13 protein-coding genes are annotated in these 18446 nt (G+C 69.3%); 6 read left to right on the plus strand and 7 right to left on the minus strand.

The features are described from left to right. Positions 1–82: 82 nt before the first annotated feature. A complete protein-coding gene (locus EDD90_RS54900) occupies positions 83–3994 on the minus strand; it encodes a hypothetical protein (RefSeq protein ID WP_123983003.1) in 3912 nt (1303 codons plus the stop codon). Positions 3995–4756: 762 nt separating this feature from the next. Between EDD90_RS54900 and EDD90_RS54910 the strand changes: the two genes are divergently transcribed. The 3 genes from EDD90_RS54910 to EDD90_RS54920 are packed head-to-tail and all read left to right on the plus strand — an operon-like array spanning position 4757 to position 7173. Further along, positions 4757–5044: a helix-turn-helix domain-containing protein gene (locus EDD90_RS54910; RefSeq protein ID WP_123983027.1), complete on the plus strand. Its 288-nt coding sequence runs from the start codon at positions 4757–4759 to the stop codon at positions 5042–5044. Beyond that, positions 5041–6597, plus strand: coding sequence for a helix-turn-helix transcriptional regulator (locus EDD90_RS54915; protein ID WP_123983005.1), 1557 nt, complete (start codon positions 5041–5043; stop codon positions 6595–6597). Before EDD90_RS54910 ends, EDD90_RS54915 begins: the two co-directional genes overlap by 4 nt. After that, positions 6598–7173, plus strand: coding sequence for a transcriptional regulator (locus EDD90_RS54920; RefSeq protein ID WP_123983007.1), 576 nt, complete (start codon positions 6598–6600; stop codon positions 7171–7173). A gap of 64 nt (positions 7174–7237) precedes the next feature. Here EDD90_RS54920 and EDD90_RS54925 read toward each other — a convergent pair whose 3' ends face one another. Next, positions 7238–8002: a hypothetical protein gene (locus EDD90_RS54925; protein WP_260328891.1), complete on the minus strand. Its 765-nt coding sequence runs from the start codon at positions 8000–8002 to the stop codon at positions 7238–7240. Positions 8003–8081: 79 nt separating this feature from the next. Continuing rightward, complete coding sequence (locus EDD90_RS54930) at positions 8082–9119, minus strand: TniQ family protein (protein ID WP_185149754.1); 1038 nt, start codon at positions 9117–9119, stop codon at positions 8082–8084. Between the two features lie 177 nt (positions 9120–9296). Here EDD90_RS54930 and EDD90_RS54935 point away from each other — a divergent pair, with 177 nt between their 5' ends. The 3 genes from EDD90_RS54935 (at position 9297) to EDD90_RS54945 (ending at position 14957) form a co-directional block, all read left to right on the plus strand. After that, entirely contained in the window at positions 9297–11666 is a 2370-nt protein-coding gene (locus EDD90_RS54935; RefSeq protein WP_123983009.1) for a DEAD/DEAH box helicase, read from the plus strand. Between the two features lie 50 nt (positions 11667–11716). Then, positions 11717–12364, plus strand: coding sequence for a hypothetical protein (locus EDD90_RS54940; RefSeq protein ID WP_260328892.1), 648 nt, complete (start codon positions 11717–11719; stop codon positions 12362–12364). A 157-nt stretch (positions 12365–12521) separates the two neighbouring features. After that, the gene (locus tag EDD90_RS54945; protein WP_123983011.1) at positions 12522–14957 is read left to right on the plus strand and encodes a DEAD/DEAH box helicase; all 2436 of its coding nucleotides are present in this window, start codon (positions 12522–12524) and stop codon (positions 14955–14957) included. 265 nt (positions 14958–15222) lie between these two features. On the opposite strand, the gene EDD90_RS54950 is transcribed toward EDD90_RS54945, so the two are convergent. The 4 genes from EDD90_RS54950 to EDD90_RS56600 all read right to left on the minus strand — a co-directional run. Next, positions 15223–15477 (minus strand): hypothetical protein, encoded by a 255-nt coding sequence (locus EDD90_RS54950; protein WP_123983013.1) that lies wholly within the window; start codon positions 15475–15477, stop codon positions 15223–15225. Between the two features lie 344 nt (positions 15478–15821). Beyond that, on the minus strand, positions 15822–16100 hold the full coding sequence (locus EDD90_RS54955; protein ID WP_123983015.1) for a hypothetical protein: 279 nt from the start codon (positions 16098–16100) through the stop codon (positions 15822–15824). Positions 16101–16859: 759 nt separating this feature from the next. Next, a complete protein-coding gene (locus EDD90_RS54960; protein ID WP_123983017.1) occupies positions 16860–18119 on the minus strand; it encodes a helix-turn-helix domain-containing protein in 1260 nt (419 codons plus the stop codon). Positions 18120–18183: 64 nt separating this feature from the next. Beyond that, positions 18184–18446, minus strand: a 263-nt coding sequence (locus EDD90_RS56600) for a hypothetical protein (protein WP_221305248.1), incomplete at its 5' end; no start/stop codon positions are given.

The raw sequence follows: 18446 nt of genomic DNA on the forward strand, positions 1-18446 counted from the left end.
GGTTCGCCTGGAGGAGTGCAGGGCGGAGCGGCGGGCGCGACAGCTACAGGCGGGACGCAGGACCGCACCGACCCAGGATGGTTCAGGTGCGGTATCCGCGGTCGAAGTCGGCTTCCCGCCGACGCTCTTCCTCTTCGAGGACGTCGAGGCTGTGCAGGGCGTCGGCGGCGAAAGCGCGGACAGCAGCGGTCGGGTCTGTGAGCAGCGGGGACAATGCCTCCCGGCGGGGCTGAAGTGCATCAGGAAGATCGGTTGTCATACCGGGCAGGACGACACCCGCCAGCAGGGCGTCTTTAGTGGCTGCGTCGACGCCTGCGGACAGAAGCACCGAGATGATCTCTGCCCACAGCGGATCCTGCCATGAGTGCTGGAGGGCGGCCGCGGCCTGCCGACGCTGGGCTGGTGCCCCGGACGCCCACTGCCGCAGGATGTCGGCCCAGGCTGTCGTTCCGTTACCGAGCACCGTCAGAACCCCAGCGGCCGTCAGATCGACACGGGCACTGACTCCCGCCGCAGCGCGGGCTTCGTCCATCCTCCGTTGGAAGGCGATGACGAGCCGTTCGCGCGCTGACGGAGGGAGCTTCTCGAGTGACCGCTTCCAAGCGAGCGGGAGGCCGGATCTGCCGTCGACGGCCAGCAGCTGCCCGGATGCGACGGCGGCGAACTCCTCCGGCAGGGAGGAGGCGATCTCGGCGGCACCGTAGGCCGTGTCCTCGTCGAAGTCGACGTTTGCGGCAATCTGATCGGACTCGCTGAACCGACGGCGCAGCCCATCCGCGTACTTCGCGGCGACGGCGGTATCGATGCGAAAGCTGCTTTTGCGCGCCTCCTGGAGCAAGAAACCGATCACCTCGAGCGTGGTGGGAAGAGCCGGGGCAGGGCACTGCTCCGCCAGCAAGGCAAGGACGGCCATGCGTTGGGCGAGCGGCTGATTGCACGCGACCAAATGCCACGTCAGGTTCCCCGCCAAGCGGGCCGCGCCCTCGTCCCCTGCCGCCGAGGCAGCGGAGGCGGCCTGCAGGATCAAGTCGAACAGGCGGGGCTCGCGCGCTGGGTGCTCGTGGGCGAAGGACAGCGCCGCAGCGGCCAGGCGCGGCTCGCCCAGCCGTTCCTCCATCCAGGACCACAGGGCATCGGGGTGACGCTGTGCGAGTCCCGCCAGCAGAGCATCTTCGCCGGCCATCGGCGCCTGGGCTATCCGCTCGAACGCGGGCTGGGGATCTGGGGCCGCAGCTCCGACCGCCCGAGTGAAGGCAGGAAGCGCGCTGACTGCTACGCCTGTGACATTCGGGCCGGTCTCCTCCAGCAGCTGGAGCGCATCCGGCAGATCCATCTCGCTGCCCAGTTGCTGTGCGGCGCGCTGCTGATCTTCAAGCGCTTTACGCCAGGGAGCGCGGCTGCGCAGCGGCTGCAGCACAAGGAGACGGCCAAGTCGGGTGTCGGCGAGCGCCACGGTTGCCACCGCATCCCCGGCTTCGGCCGCTCCGGCGAGGGAACGAGGCCGTGGATCAGGTCCCAGCACAGCCTGGGCTGCGCTGCGCCTCACCGCCAAAGGAAGCGAGTCCCACCGCGCGGCGATCTGTTCGGTGAACTCTCCCGCTGCGATGTCCAATACGGCGACCGCGTGGCTGGGCATGGGCACGCCGGAGAACGCCATCGGCCGCGCTCCTTCGCCACGCAACTGACCGGGCAGGGAGACGAGCGTGTGCAGTACGGGCAAGCCTTCACCACTGCGCATTGTGGGTTCGTCCAGCAGCGGGGCGAGCAGCGTGAGCGCCTCGCGTAGCAGGGTGAGGGTTTCGGGGCGGTCAGGCAGCACAGCGGCGTGCAGGGAGATGGTGTTCGCTGACTCGGGTGTGCCGCCAGTGCTTTCCACGGTCAGGCATAGCAGCGGCTGGAGGGCTACTACAAGCACGCGCGCGAGGCTGAGGGGGCCACGGATGGCGCTCTCCCCGGCGTCCAGCTCCTGCGGAGGGTAGGCAGCCCGGTCCCGGTGCCACTGGGCGATGACCCGCAGGACCTCGCGACGCCGCTCGAACAGTGCGTCAATTTGCTGCGGCAGGGCGTGGGCCGGCGCGGAGCACCACTGCCCGATGGCACGCAGAACCCCCTCGCGCCGGTCAGAGTTTTCTACGGGGAGGGCCGGTTCCATCAACCAGGCCACATCGAGCAGCAGGCTGACCGGACTGGGTACCGCATCGAGCCCGATGCGGTGGGCGAGCTGAGCGAACCGCTCGCCCAAGTGCTGCAGACCGTACCGGTAGTGGGCAACCGGGTCTCCGCCGTCCAGCAAGCGGGGTGCAGGATCCGGCGGCCACCGCTTCACCAGCGTCTCGTGCAGGTCCGCGAAGATAGTGGGGGCGGCCACGGCCACTTCACCGGCTAGGCCGACCACAGCCGCCCACTCGCCCAGATGCGCCTCGGACGGCAGCAGCGCGCGGACAGCCGCAGCCAGCCGGGCACCCACCACATGGTCTGCCCGGTCGTGTGCTGCCTGCGCCAGGACGTTCAACTGAGGACCGAGCCGGGACGCCCCGAATTCCAGGTGCCGGCCAGCGGACGTGACGGGCCGCCCGTCCAGCTCGAGCCCGGCCATCCCCAGCACCGCTTGCAGCACCCGGTCCACGTCCAGCCGGACCCGGGCGTGAGGATCGAGCGCGTCGGCGAGGAGAACCGGGGCAAGCAGGGCAGGGCGCACCGAGTACGGCGAAGAATCGGCCAGCCCGGCATCGGCCAGCTCATCCAGCAGGACGGACAACCGGTGCGGCTCCGGCGGAAGCGTCGACACCGCACCAGCCAGCACGGCGAGATCCTCCCCACTGGTGACCGTGCCCAGCACCGACAGCGCCACCGCCGCGGCCCGGTGCTCCTGTGCGGGGTCGTCGGCCGGTAGACGCCTCCCGACGGTGACCCGCAGCAGATCGGCCGCGCTCGGCCAGTCGAACCGGTTTGCGGCAAGCCCCGCCTCGCAGGCCGCATGAGCGATGAGCGGGTTGCCCTGAGCCATATTGATGACGGTTTCACGGAAGGCCGGATTCATGATCCCCCGCCCGGTGACAAGCGCGTCGATGCCTCCTCTGTCCAGGGAACGAAGCGGGACGACAGCACCGCCCCAGCGTTCGATGTTCCAGCGCTGCAGCACCCCCAGGTGACGGCCGGGCCGCACTGTCAGGACAAGACGCACACGGTCGAAACGGCCGTCGTGCAGGAGCGCGGGAAGCCCGCTCAGATCCGGGGCACGGTCGGCATCGTCAATGAGAACAAGCAGGGGAGCATCGACCGGCGCTTCCGTGAACGCGCTGGCCTCCAACGACACACCCGTGGGCGCGACGAGAACCGCCGACACCGACCGCGACGCCTCGATCGCCAGACGGGTCTTTCCGACCCCGCCCGCACCCTCCACCACCACGACCCGCGCCGCCGGACTCCTGTCAGCCAATGCCGCTCTGAGCGCCTGCATCTCCGCCTCGCGTCCCACCAAGGGCGCGGTCATCCCGGGCACCGACACGGACAGAGCGTCGATGTACTGCGCCCACGTCGACAGCCTGCGTGGAGCCCGTGGACGTACACCAAGCTCGAGCTCGGCCACCCACCGCAAGCCGTCTGTTTCCAGTTCGGTGACCAGTTCAGCCAGAGTGACGATCTCCATCTCAACGCCGTACTCTGTGCGTGCTTTCTGTCTCCACCTCTCCTTGGTGATCTCGTTGGTCGAGCGGTTCATCACGTAGATCGCTTTGGCCCGCCTGCTGTGCTTGGCGTTCTTCACCAGCTCGGACTTCAGCTTGTCCGTCCACCGCTGCTGCAGACTCGCCCACAGCACGACTTGGTCGTTCTCGCCGAACAAGGGACGGCCGAACGCATCCCGACCCAGATCCCCCGTGGAACTGGTGATCCGCAGTTGCGGAAAACGAACCCGCAGCACATGCAACGCCACCCGCTCGAAAACCTGATCGTTCTCGAGCTCCTGCAGAGCGGCTCTCGCAGTCTCGTACACCGGTGACTCCGCAAACGTAAGAGGGCTGTACGCACGGCCACCTCTGCCGCACCGCAACGCCATCATCGCGCCACAACGGCACAGGCGTAACCCGGACGCCAACCTGTGCACCATGCGGACAGCCACCCAGCATCAGCCCGAGTGACGCACCAAAAGCGCTGTCACCACCGCATGCGGAACGGCCCCACCGGCCGCCCGCTGTCCACAGACGGACCCGGGCAGGCTCCTGAAGTCATGAACACCAGCTCGCCGGGCGCCGCCCGCACCAACAGGAAGGCGCCGCGCTGCGAGCGCCACGATGCCTTCCTCCATCCGGAGGAGCAGGCCGAGTTTGCCGCACGGTTCCCGGCTGGCCACCAGGCGCAGATGGCATTCCTCCTGGCCGCCTACACCCGCAACGCCTCCGTGGTCGCCGCGCTCTTGGGCACCCGCGCGCACGGTGCACCGTCACTGCCGCGGGTGGCCGCTGCCTCCCGGGCCCCGGCTGCGCCGGGCCCTGCGCCGCCGTGTCCTGGACCTCGTGTGCCCGCGGTGTCTGTCCGACCGCGCGGTCGAAGAGGCACGCCAGGCGAAGCGGGACGCGCGGCGCGCGGCCCGCCGGATTCCGCGTGAACAAGACCGTCCCCATCGCTGACCTGCAGGCCTGAGGAGAGGCCCGTAGCAAGGGCCCGCGCGAGCAAGGTGATGAAGCTTCTGTGCATCACTGAAAGCAATTCGCTGATATTCATGCGTAATTTGCATCGACTCGGATACAATGAGGGCGTGGGATTGACCTTGGAAGAGTCGCTGCGGCTGACGGTGGCCGCGTTGATGCAGGTGACGGGTGACTCGCAGCGGTCGGTCGCGGCAGTACTGGGGCTGACGCAGACGCAGGTGTCGCGCCGGCAGTCGGGTGCCGTTTCGTGGAGCCTGCGCGACGTGGATGTCCTGGCCGAGCACTACGGCATCGGCGCCCTGGACTTGCTTGCGGGTCCGACCAGAGCATGCGAGGCGCTGCCCGCCGACCGGCGCCGTTCCGTCCGGGTTGATACGAAGGGGGCCAGCCGGTGAGTGACTTCGACGCGATCGACTCGCTCCTCGACGCCGTCGGCCCGCAGGCCGAACTCCCGCCCTGCCGGGTACGCCGCGAGCTGCGGGAGCGAGCCCGGCTGTCCAAGGCGCAGGTGGCCCGTGCGCTCGGGGTGAGCCCCTCCACCCTCAGCGGATGGGAGAGCGGCCGGGACCCGGCCGGTGAGGTCCGCACCAAGTACGCGTATCTGCTGGACGGGCTGAACGCCAAGCTCACCACCGAGACCGAGACCACCACGGCGGAGCCGGCTGAGGAGGGGCCTGTGGCATCAGGCACTGCTGCTGCGGCCGTCGCCTCTCCGCCTTCGACGGAACCCGGCCAGGACGAGGACGAGGTGGAGCTGCTCGCCGTGCCCGAGCCATGTGTGCTGTGCGGGCGTCCGGCCCAACAGCGTGTGGCGGGGTTCGCTCAGCATCTGGACCCCTCCGGCTGTCAGGCAGACCCTGCACAAACCCCGAAGCCCTCGCCCACCGCCCCATCTGCCCGAGCCCAAGTGCCGCGTACGGGCCGCCCGCCCCGTCCGGCCGGCCGTAAAGACACGGCCCCGCGCGGGCGGGCGTTCCAGGAACCGTCCGGACCCGCCGACTTGATCCACGAAGCGGTGCACGCCGTGCTCGCCGAGCACCAGGGCGACGTCGAAGCCGCGAGCGCCGTACTGCTGAAGCGGGCCATCCCGGACGCGATGCGCCTGCTGGACGAGACCCGCAAGGGCGCCCGCTACGACGTGATCGCCCACCCCTGGATCCCCGACATCCTCAAGAAGCAGACCTCCAGGGGCGCCGACCAGATCTGGGAGGCACGCCCAAAGTGGACGCGGCCGGAACTGCCGCCCGGCCGGCACGAGGTCACCGCGCTCGACATCAACGGTGCCTACCTCTCGGCCCTCAAGACCCACCTCCCGCTCGGCCAGCTGGAACACTCCACGGGCTTCGCACACGACCGGCGCCGCGCCGGAGTCCACCTGATCACCCCGCCCGCCTGGGACCACGACGCGGTGTTGCCCAACCCGATCGGCCAGCGCGACGAACCAGGCCCCCTGTGGGTCACCGAACCGACCCTGCGCCTGCTGCTGCGCCTGTCCGGCCCGAAGCGCCGCCTGTGCGAGCCGCCCGAGATCCACGAGTCATACACCTCGGGTGCCACCGAGAACCTCCTGGAGAAGTTCCGGATCGCCCTCAAAGACGCCCGCGACACCGCGATCGCAGACGGCGACGAGCTGACGCTGGAGTACGTGAAGGCGATGTACTCCAAGTTCGTCTCCACGATGGGGGAGTCGAACTACAACCGGGAGCTCTACCGCCCGGACTGGATGCACATCATCCGCTCCCAGGCCTTCGCCAACCTCTGGATGAAGGCACTCAAGGCCCACGACGCGTCACTGACGGTCGTACGGGCGATGGGCACCGACGAGCTCCACGTCGTCGGAGACTGGCGCCGTGTCTTCCCTGAAGGCCGCGGTGTTACCGAGGTCAAGGTCAAGGACACGTACACCGCCGGAATCGATGCCGAAGCCAGCACGGGGGAGATGCAGTAGATGCCGGAGAAGAACATCGACTTCGGGAAGTTCGGCGCGAGCGGGATCAAGGGCAGCGAAGCCGTCGCTCGCCAGCTCGACTGGCTCGCCGCTCACATCGCCACCCCGGTGACCGCCAGGCGTGGCCTGATGGCACGCCTGCACTACCTGACGACGTCGGACAGGGCCTGGCAGGCGGCCAAGGACGCCGGACTGACCGTGAGCGACCGGACGCTGAAGGCATGGATGCAGGGCACCCGCCGTCCCTCGAAGGCCAACCTGGAACGCATCGACGCCGCCTACCGGGCGGTGCGGCGCCGCAACGTCGCCCGCCACCTCACCGCCCGCCTCAACCGCAAGGGCCGCGGCACTCGCGTGGAGATCCACCCCCTCGACCAGTCCGGCGTGGCGCGCCAGCTCCAGCGGGTGGTGGCACACCGGACGATGAACGTGCGCCGCTGGGACAAGATCGTCGCGTCCTGGGCGGCCGGTGATCATCAGGGCCTGGACGACGCCTGGACCGCCGATGTCCTGCCCGACCTGGGCTCCCAGTGGGGCCAGTACGAGTACGTCAAAAACATCGGCTTCGCCGCGTAGAAGCCGCCCCCTCGGCCCAGGGGACGGACGCCGGACGTTCCACCGGGGCGATCGGAGCGGTCAATCACGCGCTGGGCAGGCCCGGAAGCCGGTCGTAGGCGGGATCGCCGGGGAAGGCGATGGACTCGATGTGCTGTGGCGGGATCGCGTTGCGGTAGAGGACGTCGGCGTTGGCGGGGGCGTAGCCGATGGCCTTGCCAACGAAGGTGTGTACCACCGATTTGAAGACGAGGTGCCTGCCGGGACTGGCGAGGTCCACGTAAGCGGTGACCAGTGCGGGCCGGCCCAGGCAACGCAGTCTCTGAGCCATGCCGTCAGCGTCGTCGCAGTGCTGCCAGTAGATCGCCTCGCCACCCCAGAAGGACAGCAGCCGCCACACCCCATTGATGCCGTGGGAGGTGGCCTCGGCGGAGAGGGTCAGGCAGACCTGGCCCTCCCGGCTGGCCACCCTCTGCCTGCCCGCGACGACCATGCTCTGGGAGCGCAGCACCTCCCGCTCAGCGTCGCTCAGGCAGCCCCGCTCATGGGCCTGCTCCAGACGATCGTCAACGAGAGCGGCATCCAAGGGGCGCAGGCCATGCGCACGAATCGCATCGGCCTCGTGGTCGAGCAGCCTGGTGGCGTGCTGCGCCCGCAGAAGGCGGCCACGCAGTAGGTCGCGGACCTGCTCCTCCCTGTCCGTCAACTCCAGGTCGACGTACAGATCCGGCTCGTCCAGGTCGGCTTCGTCGGCGATCGTGTAGATGAGGTCCGCCAGCGACCGGGGCCACGTGGCGGGGTCGTCTACATCCACGACAGGCCGACCGTCGGCGGCATGAGCCAGTGTCATGGCCAGACCGTACGCCACTGCCAGGCCAATAGGCTCCGTACCGGAAACGGGCCGCTTCGGCTCTCCACTCTCATGACCCCTACATGTCGGCGGCTGCCATGCCCAACTGCCAGGTCAGGCAAGAGCGTTGGCTCACCGCACCGGTCGGGGACGCGATCCGGCTGTGTCCCGCCCCAAGCACCAGCCCGTTTCCGCCCGCCGGGCCGGACGGCGCGGGCATCCCCCTGCGGTGGCGCCCCAGCCACATCAGCAGCGCCTGACGCCCTTCAGTCACGTCCACCCCCCACCCGGCCATCAACTGCTCCACGCCCGCAAGCCATCGGGACCGGTCCGCCGTATCCCGCCGCCCCGCGCATTCGAAGTCCACCATGGCGTGCGCGAGTTCCGCGGCCTCCGGGTAGATCACCAGTGGGGCCGCCCGCATCTCCCGCGCGTCCAGTCCAGCCGTCCAGGCCCGGCGCACCCAACATACGGTGTCCGGCATCCGCGTCCACCAGTACACCGCCACCTGGAAGGCATCGGCGAACAACTCCTCGCCGGCCGGCCCCCACCGTTCGGCCAGCTGCCGCCGCACCTGGTGCGCCGTCACCGTCTCGGGCAGCTCGGCCAGCTGCACGAAGTCCGGACCGCGGCCGCGGGAGTCGTCCGACCAGTAACCGTGCCGCAGACAGACCTGCCAGCTGTCCGGCGACATCAGCCACACCGCCTCGCCGACACCCAGGGCACCAGCGCACAGCGGGCAGTACCGCACGAGGTACCCCGCCACGGGCTCCCAGCGCCACCTCCACTCCGCCGCCTCCTGGCCTGGCAGCAGGTGCTCCGCGCCCAGACTGGGCAGATCCTGCTGCAGAAGACCAGCCGCCCGGTCAGCAAGGACCGCCAGATAGCGCAGCCCCGCCTCGTTCACATACATCTCGGTGGACTGCGGGTACTTCTCCACCCGCTCGGGGTACGCGGATGCCTCGCCCTGCCCGACGCGGTCGAGGAACGCCGCCAGGCTCAGGCCGTTGGCGTGCGCGAGCCGGTTCACGAACGACCCCGTCGACTCACCCGGCACCGGCCGCACACGCAGCGGCAGCGGCCGGCGAGGCCCGTACAGACCGGGATCGTCCAGCACCGCTGCCCTTCCGCCGAAGCCGTCACCACGGGTCACCGTGACCGGCCCGCCAGCAGGCGGTCAAGAGCACCGACACTCGTTCAGGTGAACCCAGGCGAACGCCCAGCCACGGCCTCGCACACTCCTTCCACCCTGTGAACCAGGTGCCTGTGCACACCGTCACCCGGGGGGAGGACCATGGCCACGACGACACGCATCCGCCCGGACACAACCGCCCCCGCGACCGCCTCGCGCCTGAAGACCCGCCTGCGCGGAGGCCAGCAAATCGCCGTCGACACCTCCGCGAGCAGCTTCATCGAGGGCTACCGCCGTGTCAGCGTCTACATGGCCACCGGCACCGGAAAGACCCTGGTGGCCCTGCACGTCGTCCAGGAAACCGCACCCGAAGGCACCTCCCTGGTGGCAGTCCCCTCCCTGCGACTGCTTGAGCAGACCGCCGCGAAATGGCACAGCGAAGGACGTCCCGGCCGCTACCTCGGTGTCTGTTCCTCAAGCCACCCGGCAGACCCGTACCTGGCCGACGTCCTCACCATGGTGGACACCGCCGATGACCTGGCCTGGCAGGCAGCCGACACCCCAGGACCGCTCAACGTGTTCTGCACCTACGACTCCCTGGACAAGGTCGTCGAAGCCCACCGCGACTTCCATCTGCCCCGTTGGGACGTCGTGGTCGCCGACGAAGCTCACCGCACCGCCGGTGACTACGACAAGCCCTGGGCCCGCATCCACCACGACGACAAGCTGCCCGCCCGCCACCGTCTCTACATGACCGCGACGCCCCGTGTCTTCGACGAGAAGAAAGCCCGCGAAAAGGGCATCAACGCGGACACCGTCATCGCCTCCATGGACGACGTGAACATCTACGGACCCGTCGTCTACCGCATCTCCCTGAGAGAGGCGATCGACGAGGGGCTCCTCGCCGACTACCGCATCGCCGGCGTCGTGATCAGAGACGAAGACCTGCGGGGCCTCCTGAACCGGCTTCCCGCGAACACCTGGACCGGCGAAGCCTTGCGTGCCGCAGCCGCTCAAGTGGCCCTGCTGGTCGCGCAGCACCGCTACGACCTGCGACGCACGCTGACCTTCCACCCCTGCATCGCCGCAGCGGACGTCTTCGCCGAAACACTCCACGAGACCGCGGCCCTGATGCCCCCGGCCTACCACGCGCCCCTGCAGGTCGGCACCGTCAGCTCCAGGCAGACCCCCTTCGAACGCCACAAGAACTACACCGACTTCGCCTCCGCGCCCCTCAACACTCCCGCCTCACAGCAGCCGCCCCGCCGGGCCGTCCTCACCAACTGCCGCTGCTGCGCCGAAGGCGTCGACATCCCCGCCATCGACTCCCTGCTCTTCGCCCACCCCAAGACCAGCAGCATCGACATCATCCAGTCCATCGGACGCGCACTGCGCCAGACCCCAGGCGACAACAAGATCTCCACCATCGTCATCCCCATCTACATGGCACCCGGTGAAACCCTCGAAGAGGCCGTCAAGAAAACCGCCTTCCACCTGATCTACCGGGTCCTCATCGACCTCGACGTCTACGACGAGCACACCTTCCACCTCGTCGACCACTTCCGGTACCCGAGCGACCCCACCGCCACCCCCCAGATCGCCCCGCGCCCGGAACGTGCCGACGAGATCATCCCCGTTCTCGACCTGAACGACGTCATGGCCCCCAACCGCGTATGGGAGGCCGCCTTCGAGGTCGCCACAGACTTCTACCTCCAAAACGGCCACCTGGACGTCCCCAGCCGCTACCTCCACGACGGCCGCTTCTACCTCGGCTGGTGGATCGGCGCACAGCGCTCCATGCGCAAGAACGGCCTGCTCCTGCCCGAACGCATCGCAGCACTGGACACCCTCGGCATGATCTGGGAGCACCCCCCGCACAGCATCGAGCGCAAACTCCTCATCGCCCGCGACTACGTCACCCGCCACGGACACCTCGCACCCCGGTGGGGCGAACACCACCAAGGCCTGCACCTGGGCCGCTGGCTCGCCGACAGCCGAAAGGAAGCCAACACCCGCCGCCTGCCCCACTGCTACCAGCGGGCCCTGAACGAGATCTACCCCTGGTGGAACACCAAAGGCAGAGCCGAATGGAAACGCACCTACGCCCGCGCCCACGCCGCCGCACGCGACAAGACCCTGATCTTCCCCGGCCCGCACCAACTCACCGGCGCCGCCCCTGTGCTGACCCAATGGCTGGCCGAGCAGATCGACAACCTCGACAAGCTCGAGGACTACCAGCGCCACCTCATGGGCGACCTCCCCATCGAGCACCCCCTGGCTCTCCTGCTGCGCCGCCCGCGCGGCGCTTCCCAACGGGCCTTCGCCCGAGGATTGAAGGCCGCCTACGCCTACCGCTGCCGCCACCATCACCTGGACGTTCCCTACAACTACACCTGCGAAGACGGCTTCGCCTTGGGAAGGTGGCTCGCCGAGAAGCGGCGTTTTCCGCAGGCCCTCTCGCGAGAACAACTGGACGCCCTGGAAGCCCTCGACATGCGCTGGATCTCACGCCACCGGCACCGCACACCCTGAACCGCCGACCAACCGGCAGACCACGGGCGCCCCTGCGCTCCGCCCCCCGCATGAACAGCTGCATCGGATCCTCCCGGCAGCGGCCGCCGCACCCGTCCAACCGACCCGCAACCCGAGCCCGGTCGACATCACCAGACGTATCGCAGCACAAAAGCACGAAAGAACCGAACGACCTCAACCAGGAGTACGGCATCATGACGACACCGCCCCACTCGCCCGGCCGGCTGCCTGTCTTCAACATCGGCCTCACCCACGTCACGCTCCCCACCTCACAGGTACAGGTCAACCGCCTGACCGAGCTCATCAACGAAGTCACTCTGGGCACCGACGTGATCGTGATCGTGGTGAGCCCCGCCACCCACCTGGCCGACACCGACGTCGATCCAAGCCGCTTCATCTGGCCGACCTGGCAGGGAGACACCATCCCCGAGGCCCACCAGAAGTGGAAGGCCGTCTTTGCTACCCAGGACCGCACCTTCAGGGGCATCTACTACGAGGGCCCCACCCTTGAAGAGACGCAGACCTTCCGCGTCCCAGCCACCGTTCTGTCCGACGCGATGTGGAAGATGACCCAGAACGAGCCGCCTTGCGCGGTCCTGTGCACCGGCCTCACCGGAGACCCCTCCGCAGCCGAAATCACGACCGCCCTAAAAGAAGGAAGGCTCCAAGCAGTCCTGGTAGAAGCCCTGTTCGCCTAGCCCCCAGACCAGCCCCACGACATCCCCTAACGTGGCACGGACACGACCCGCAAGCACCGACCCGGCCCACTCCTCCCGCAACATCACTCAGCGAAGGACACCCGACACGATGGATCCCGCCGGCCACCGCTCCATCGCGCACTGAGGATCTTGTTTCATGCCCTCCGAGGAGCCCATCGCCGAGATCTCCGCCGTCACCGCCTCCCGCACCCGCCCCGCCCGGCTCTCACTACGCCCGGACCAGCAGCGGGCGGTCGACAGCGCGGCACGTCACCTGGCACGCGCACACACCCGCGGACACATGGTGTCGGCCTGCGGCACAGGGAAAACGCTCACCGCGCTGCGGACCGCCGAAGCCCTCGACGCCCGACACCTGCTGATCGCCGTGCCGAGCCTAGACCTCATCTCACAGTGGGCCCGCACAGCCCGCAACGACGGACGCCCAGAACCGATGATGGCCGTCTCCTCCCTGGCGGCCGCCAAGCACCCGGTCCTGGCCGGAGCAGCCGTCCACAGCACCAACAACCCGGAGTTCCTGGCAACGTGGCTGGCCCGGCACGAGCACGCCACCGTCTTCGTCACGCTCGACTCCCTCCCGAAGATCGAACAGACCCAGCACACCCGTGCTCCCGTGCCGACCTTCGACCTCCTGATCGTCGATGAGGCACACCGCACCGCGGGAAGCTGGGACAAGGACTGGACCGTCCTGCATGACCACACCCGCATCCGGGCCGACCGCCGGCTCTACCTGACCGCCACCCCCTACGAATGGGATCCACCACGCCTGACCGAAGCACCCACCACCCGCCCCCAGCCCAAGCGCACCGCGGCCACCGCCCCCGCCTGGGACACCCCCGCCCTCGTCGCCTCCATGGCGGACACGAAAACCTTCGGCCCCCGCCTGCACACCTACAGCCACGCCGATGCCATCGACGACGGAGTCCTCGCCGACTACCAACTGGTCGTCCCCACGATCACCGACACCCACCTGCGCACCGTCCTCACCACCCCCGACACCTACTCCGGCTTCGGCCCGACCGCACGCCGCACCACCGCACTACACCTCGCAGTCCTCAAAGCGATGACCGAACACGACCTCCACCACGTGATCGTGTACTTCCAACAGGTCGCCGACGCCACCGACTTCGCCCGCCAGTTCCCCCACACCCTGCGCACCCTCACCGAAGACCAACGTCCCGCCTGGACCAGCGACCTGGTCGTCCAGTCGATCAACGGCACCCACAGCCCCGGCCAGCGCCACGACATCCTCACCGACTTCGCTACCGCCGACCGCGCTGTGCTGACCAACTCCCAAGTACTAGGGGAGGGCGTCGACCTGCCCGCCGTCGACGCCGTCGTCTTCGCCGACCGCACCGCCAGCGTCCGCCGTATCGTCCAGGCCCTGGGCCGTGCCCTGCGCAAACCCCCCACCCTGGCCACGAAGACCGCCAGCCTCGTCGTCCCCGCCTACATCTCTCACGGCGCCGACCCCACCGACCTCCTCGGCACCCCCTACGAAGCCCTCTGGCTCGTCACAGCAGCCCTGCGCCACCACGACCAGACCATCGCCGCCCGCGCCCCCCGCACCACCGCCAAACGCCGCCTGGAGCAAGGCACCCGCACGCTCCTGGCCCGCCGCTTCCGTTTCGACTTCAGCCTCGACCCCGACAGCATCGCCCGGGCGATGGACCTGATCGCCTGGCCCGCCAACGCCGCCGCCCTCTCTGCGCCCCGCCGGGCGGGCCTGGCGGCCGCGACCCGCTTCCACGCCGAACACCGCCACCTGCGCGTCCCCACCGACTACGAAGACGCCTACGGCTACCGACTCGGCGCCTTCGTCACCGGCCAGCGCAACGCCCGCAGACAAGGCATCCTCACCGAGGACTGGATCGCCGAACTCGACGCGCTCGGCATGATCTGGGACGACCACGAAGCCGCCTGGCAGGGCAACCTCACCACCATCACCGCCTTCCACGCCGAGCACGGCCACCTCGCCATCCCCGAGCACCAGCCCGGCGGCCGCTTCCTCGTAACCCAGCGCGCCCTCGCCCGCGAGAACCGCCTCGATCCCGACCGTCTGGCCCAGCTCGACGCCCTCGATCCCCACTGGACCCTCCCGCACGGCCCGGACTGGCACCGCAAGTACCACCTCCTGCGACGCCACATCGAAGCCGGCCACAGCCCCGCCACCCTGCACCGCGGCACAGTGATCGACGACGTGAAGATGGGAAGCTGGCTGCACCGCCAGCTCTCCACCTGGGACCGCCTCGCCCCCGCGCAACGCGAACTCCTCACCCGCCTGCGGCTGACCCCCGCCACCCCCCTGCCCCCTGCCAAGCCGACGAGGCCCGCAGCAAAGCGGACCCGCCGTTCCTTCGAACGCAACGCGCAGATCCTGCGGCTCTTCGTCGAACACTGGGACCGACCGCCCGGCGCACGCGAATGGATCGACGTCGACGGAGAACGCATCATGATCGGACCGTGGCTGTGCAAGGCCCGCACTCGGCGCGACGCAGGCCAACTCACCAAGGAGCAAGACGACTTGATGGCGCAGATCCTCCAGGCGGACTGGATTTCCCCCGCATCCGAGTAACAGCCCTCGGCCCGCGGACAGCGCATCGCGCAGACAACTGCCGCTTCGCCCGCGAGGCGGCAAAAGGAGGCCAGGCGAGCGCATCACACGCCGGCGTGGGCGTCGATTCAGGTTCTACAAGCTTTTGACCTGCGGTGCTGTACGGATTGAGAATCTGATCTACAGGGCAAGGTGCCAGCTTGACCGTAGGACACCATACGTAAGGCCCCTGACGGCTGCCTGTACTGCCACCTCACCGTGGTCTCTCGCGGCACACTGCTCCACTTCATGGTGCCTGGGCAGCCCGAGCCCGGCGCTGGGAGATGAGGTGTTGGGCCAGAGGGGCGAAGGGATGCTCCTCGGGTGCGGGTGGCGTGGTCGGGGTGGTGGACTGGACGCGGTTCCAGGCACGGCGCCAGGGGGCGAGGGCGTGGGCGGGGATGCCGCAGCCGGTGAGGTAGGCCTCGTACTGGCGCTGGTCGGTGGGCAGGCGTTCGCGGTTGATGATGCGGGAGGCGTTGGTGAGAGGCAGGTTGGGCACGTTGCCGGCGGCGTATCCGGCGCGGCGCTGGAGGGTGCGCAGCGGTGGGGCGCCGGCCTTCTCGTAGGCGGCGGCGAGCGCGGCCAGGAGGTCGGCGGCGTTGCGGACGTAGGCCGACGCGGGGGCGTTGAGGGTGCGCAGCCGACCGCGTTCCGACGTAGGCGATCACGTTCTCCTCGCGCAGCACGGGTCCGCTGCGGCGCGCGGTGCGCTGGAGGGTGGAGACCGACAGGCCGGTGCGGTAGGAGAGTTCGGACCAGGCTGGCCGTGTATCCAGTGCAGCTCGGTGAGGAAGGCGGCGAGGGCCACCCGGTCCCGGGCGGGTGCCTTATCGGTCCGAGAGGTCACGGCCGCGGCTCCTGGGCCGCGCGGGCGGCGGCCGCTGCTAGCGCGCGGGCGAGCCGGCCGGTGAGGCGGCCGCCCGCGAACGCGATGGACATGGCGCCGATCGCGCCGCAGCCGCTGACGACGGCGAGGATGTCGCCGACGGGCAGGCCAGTCACGGCGAGAGCTCCGCCGATGATGGGAAACGCGACGACGCCCGCGACCTGCGCGGTGGTGCCGAGGCGGGCACGGCCGTCAGGGGTGGGTTCGGGCGAGGAAAGGGGAACGACGTGAGGCACGCGGGCACTCCTGCAGCGGGGGGCGGGCCCGCCCGCATGCTGGGAGCGGGCCGCCGACGACGGACGGGTCGCAAGGGACCGGTTTCCGCGGACAGTTGGCGCTGTCCGTACGCGGGGCCGGTGTGCCAGAGCATGCCACGGCGCAAAGCTGCACCGCCTCCCCCGATTGCCCCAAATGTCCGCCAGTTGGTCAGGGTTGGCCCAGCATCCGATGTCACGCGGTGACACCGGGCGTCGGCCCTGGCGGACCTGATACGGATCTGCCACGTCACGACCGGTAGTTCCGGCCGTCCATCGGTTACGCTCGGCTACGACGATGGTCATCCGTGTTCCAGACCTTCTTGCCTCTGGAGGAGTGCCGGGTTCATGATGCGGGGCAACGCCGACCGGCTCTTGGCCGGCGGCACTCCTGAGCTGTGTACGGGTCGCGATTCCGGCGCATCAGGACACCCCGCAGGCCGTGTTGGCGCACGCCCTGCCGCTGGGGCCCGGCACACCGCGTGCACCGGGTCCCAGCGCGTTCCCGTCAGGCCTCTGCTCAGTGCCGAGTAGACCCTGGCGAGGCGCCAACGCTGGCCGGCGCATGGGCGCCGCATACGCACGCGGCCGCCGCTCTGCTCGGGCAGGGACAGCGGCACGGACTCGGTGAAGAGCAGGAAAGCAGACGGTGGGAAGACCATGCCGTCCGGCCGCAGCCCCCTGGGCTGAGGCGTGCCGTGCAGCCGGGGGATGCGCGTCGACGAGGGCCCCTGCACGGGATCAGCGCTGGAGGTTGATCCCGAACTGGTGGAGAAGTCCGTCCGAAAGTTCGTGGGCACCATCCCGCAGCGTCTCGTCATCCGCATTCGGGGCCAGTTCGGTGGAGGCGGGCAACAGCCGATGGGGCCGCCGGGTCTCCGCCATCAGTGCGTACCCTCCGAAGCGGTTACCGAAGGGCAGCAGGCGGTTGCCCGTATTGGCCGTGGCGATGGTGGCGGTGATGTCGAGCGAGCTGTCGGCGGCGAGCCGCCGACGGAAACCATCGGCCAGAGACACAGCCTCGAGCACGACGGTCTGCAGCACCTGGAGGTTGACGGGGACGCCGTCATGGGGCGGGAGGCCGTGGGCGAGTTCGGCGCTGACGGTTACGGTCCCATCGTGGTGGAGTTCGACCATCGCGTCCCGCCCGGGGGAACGCCGGTCGGGGACGAGGAAGCTGCTGGCTACCCAGCGGCGCAGTCCGACCTGCAGGTCGCTGCCGAGCACATTGGACAGGACGGCCGGCTCGCCGACGTCGTTGATCCGTCCCGCCGTCTTCAGAGCCTCGTGCAGCGTGTACTTCGCTTCCGTGTGGGTCGGCGCGGGCACCATCCGCGGGACCGGACGTGTGAGCCGGGCGGCGATGACCAGCCAGGCCGGCAGCCCCTCGGATTCGCTCAGGACGGTCTCGGTCGTCTGCGTCAGACCTGCCTGCAGCAGTGCATCGGCCGCGTCCTGACGGGCGAACCGCTCGCGGTAGGCGCGGGCCACCTGGTGTTCGGGCATGTAGAAGGTGTGGTCGTTGATGCGGTGCGGCGCGTTGAACGTGGCACGGTCCCTGTCCTTGGCCTCCCAGCCGTACTGAAAGTGCGGTGCCATCTCGCTGGGCGGGACATCGACGACCAATACGTCGGGGCCGGCGCCACCCGGGGCGGGCAGCGGGATGATGTCGATGCCGGAGATGTAGGGCTGGATGCCGTTGCGTATGGCGCTGAGCATCTGCTTCTCGTCCACCTTCGCCAGGTCGACGCCGACGAACTTGATGTCGTCGCTGACGCCGTAGATGAGCAGCCCGCCGCGTGTGTTGGCCATGGCGGCGACGTCCTTGGCGAACTCGTTCCAGACCCCCGGCGTCCGCGCGAAGCCCGGCAGCGGTTCCTTCCAGTCGAGGTCATCGCTCTCGGGGAGCTTGTCCGCCACGGCGGCGGCCACCATGTCGTAGGTGAGGGGGCCGGGCGGGTGCCCGAGATGTTCGTGCAGCCGAGTCCATGAGCGTGCCATTGCGTCACTTTAGAGGCGAACGCCCCCCGGAGCAGGGGCATTTACCGCAGCCTCGGGCCAGGCGTCAGCGTCGGCCGCAGAGCCTCGACCACGCGGCCAGCGCGTCGATCACCGCGGGGCCAAGCTGGTGGCCGCTCCGCCGCGCGGGGTGCGGGCTGCACGCGCCGGCCCGGTTGCAGGCCGAGATCGTCGCGCACGAACGCAGGACCCGACGTAGCGGTCGTGACAGTCCGCTCTTCTCCAAGTCCCCGGTCAGCGCCGACGGGTTGATCCGCCAGCCGGTGCGCGCCGACCCGTCGTGGCCGGTGGGCCGGGCGGTGACCTGCA

Origin of the sequence: Streptomyces sp. Ag109_O5-1, assembly GCF_003814875.1 — a bacterium.
In the GTDB taxonomy this organism is placed as follows: Bacteria; Actinomycetota; Actinomycetes; order Streptomycetales; family Streptomycetaceae; genus Streptomyces; species Streptomyces sasae.

Coding starts and splice junctions, on each gene's coding strand:
- EDD90_RS54920 (WP_123983007.1), top strand. CDS start 6,598: ATGCCGGAGAAGAACATCGACTTCGGGAAGTTCGGCGCGAGCGGGATC.
- EDD90_RS54925 (WP_260328891.1), bottom strand. CDS start 8,002: ATGACACTGGCTCATGCCGCCGACGGTCGGCCTGTCGTGGATGTAGAC.
- EDD90_RS54935 (WP_123983009.1), top strand. CDS start 9,297: ATGGCCACGACGACACGCATCCGCCCGGACACAACCGCCCCCGCGACC.
- EDD90_RS54940 (WP_260328892.1), top strand. CDS start 11,717: ATGAACAGCTGCATCGGATCCTCCCGGCAGCGGCCGCCGCACCCGTCC.
- EDD90_RS54945 (WP_123983011.1), top strand. CDS start 12,522: ATGCCCTCCGAGGAGCCCATCGCCGAGATCTCCGCCGTCACCGCCTCC.
- EDD90_RS54960 (WP_123983017.1), bottom strand. CDS start 18,119: ATGGCACGCTCATGGACTCGGCTGCACGAACATCTCGGGCACCCGCCC.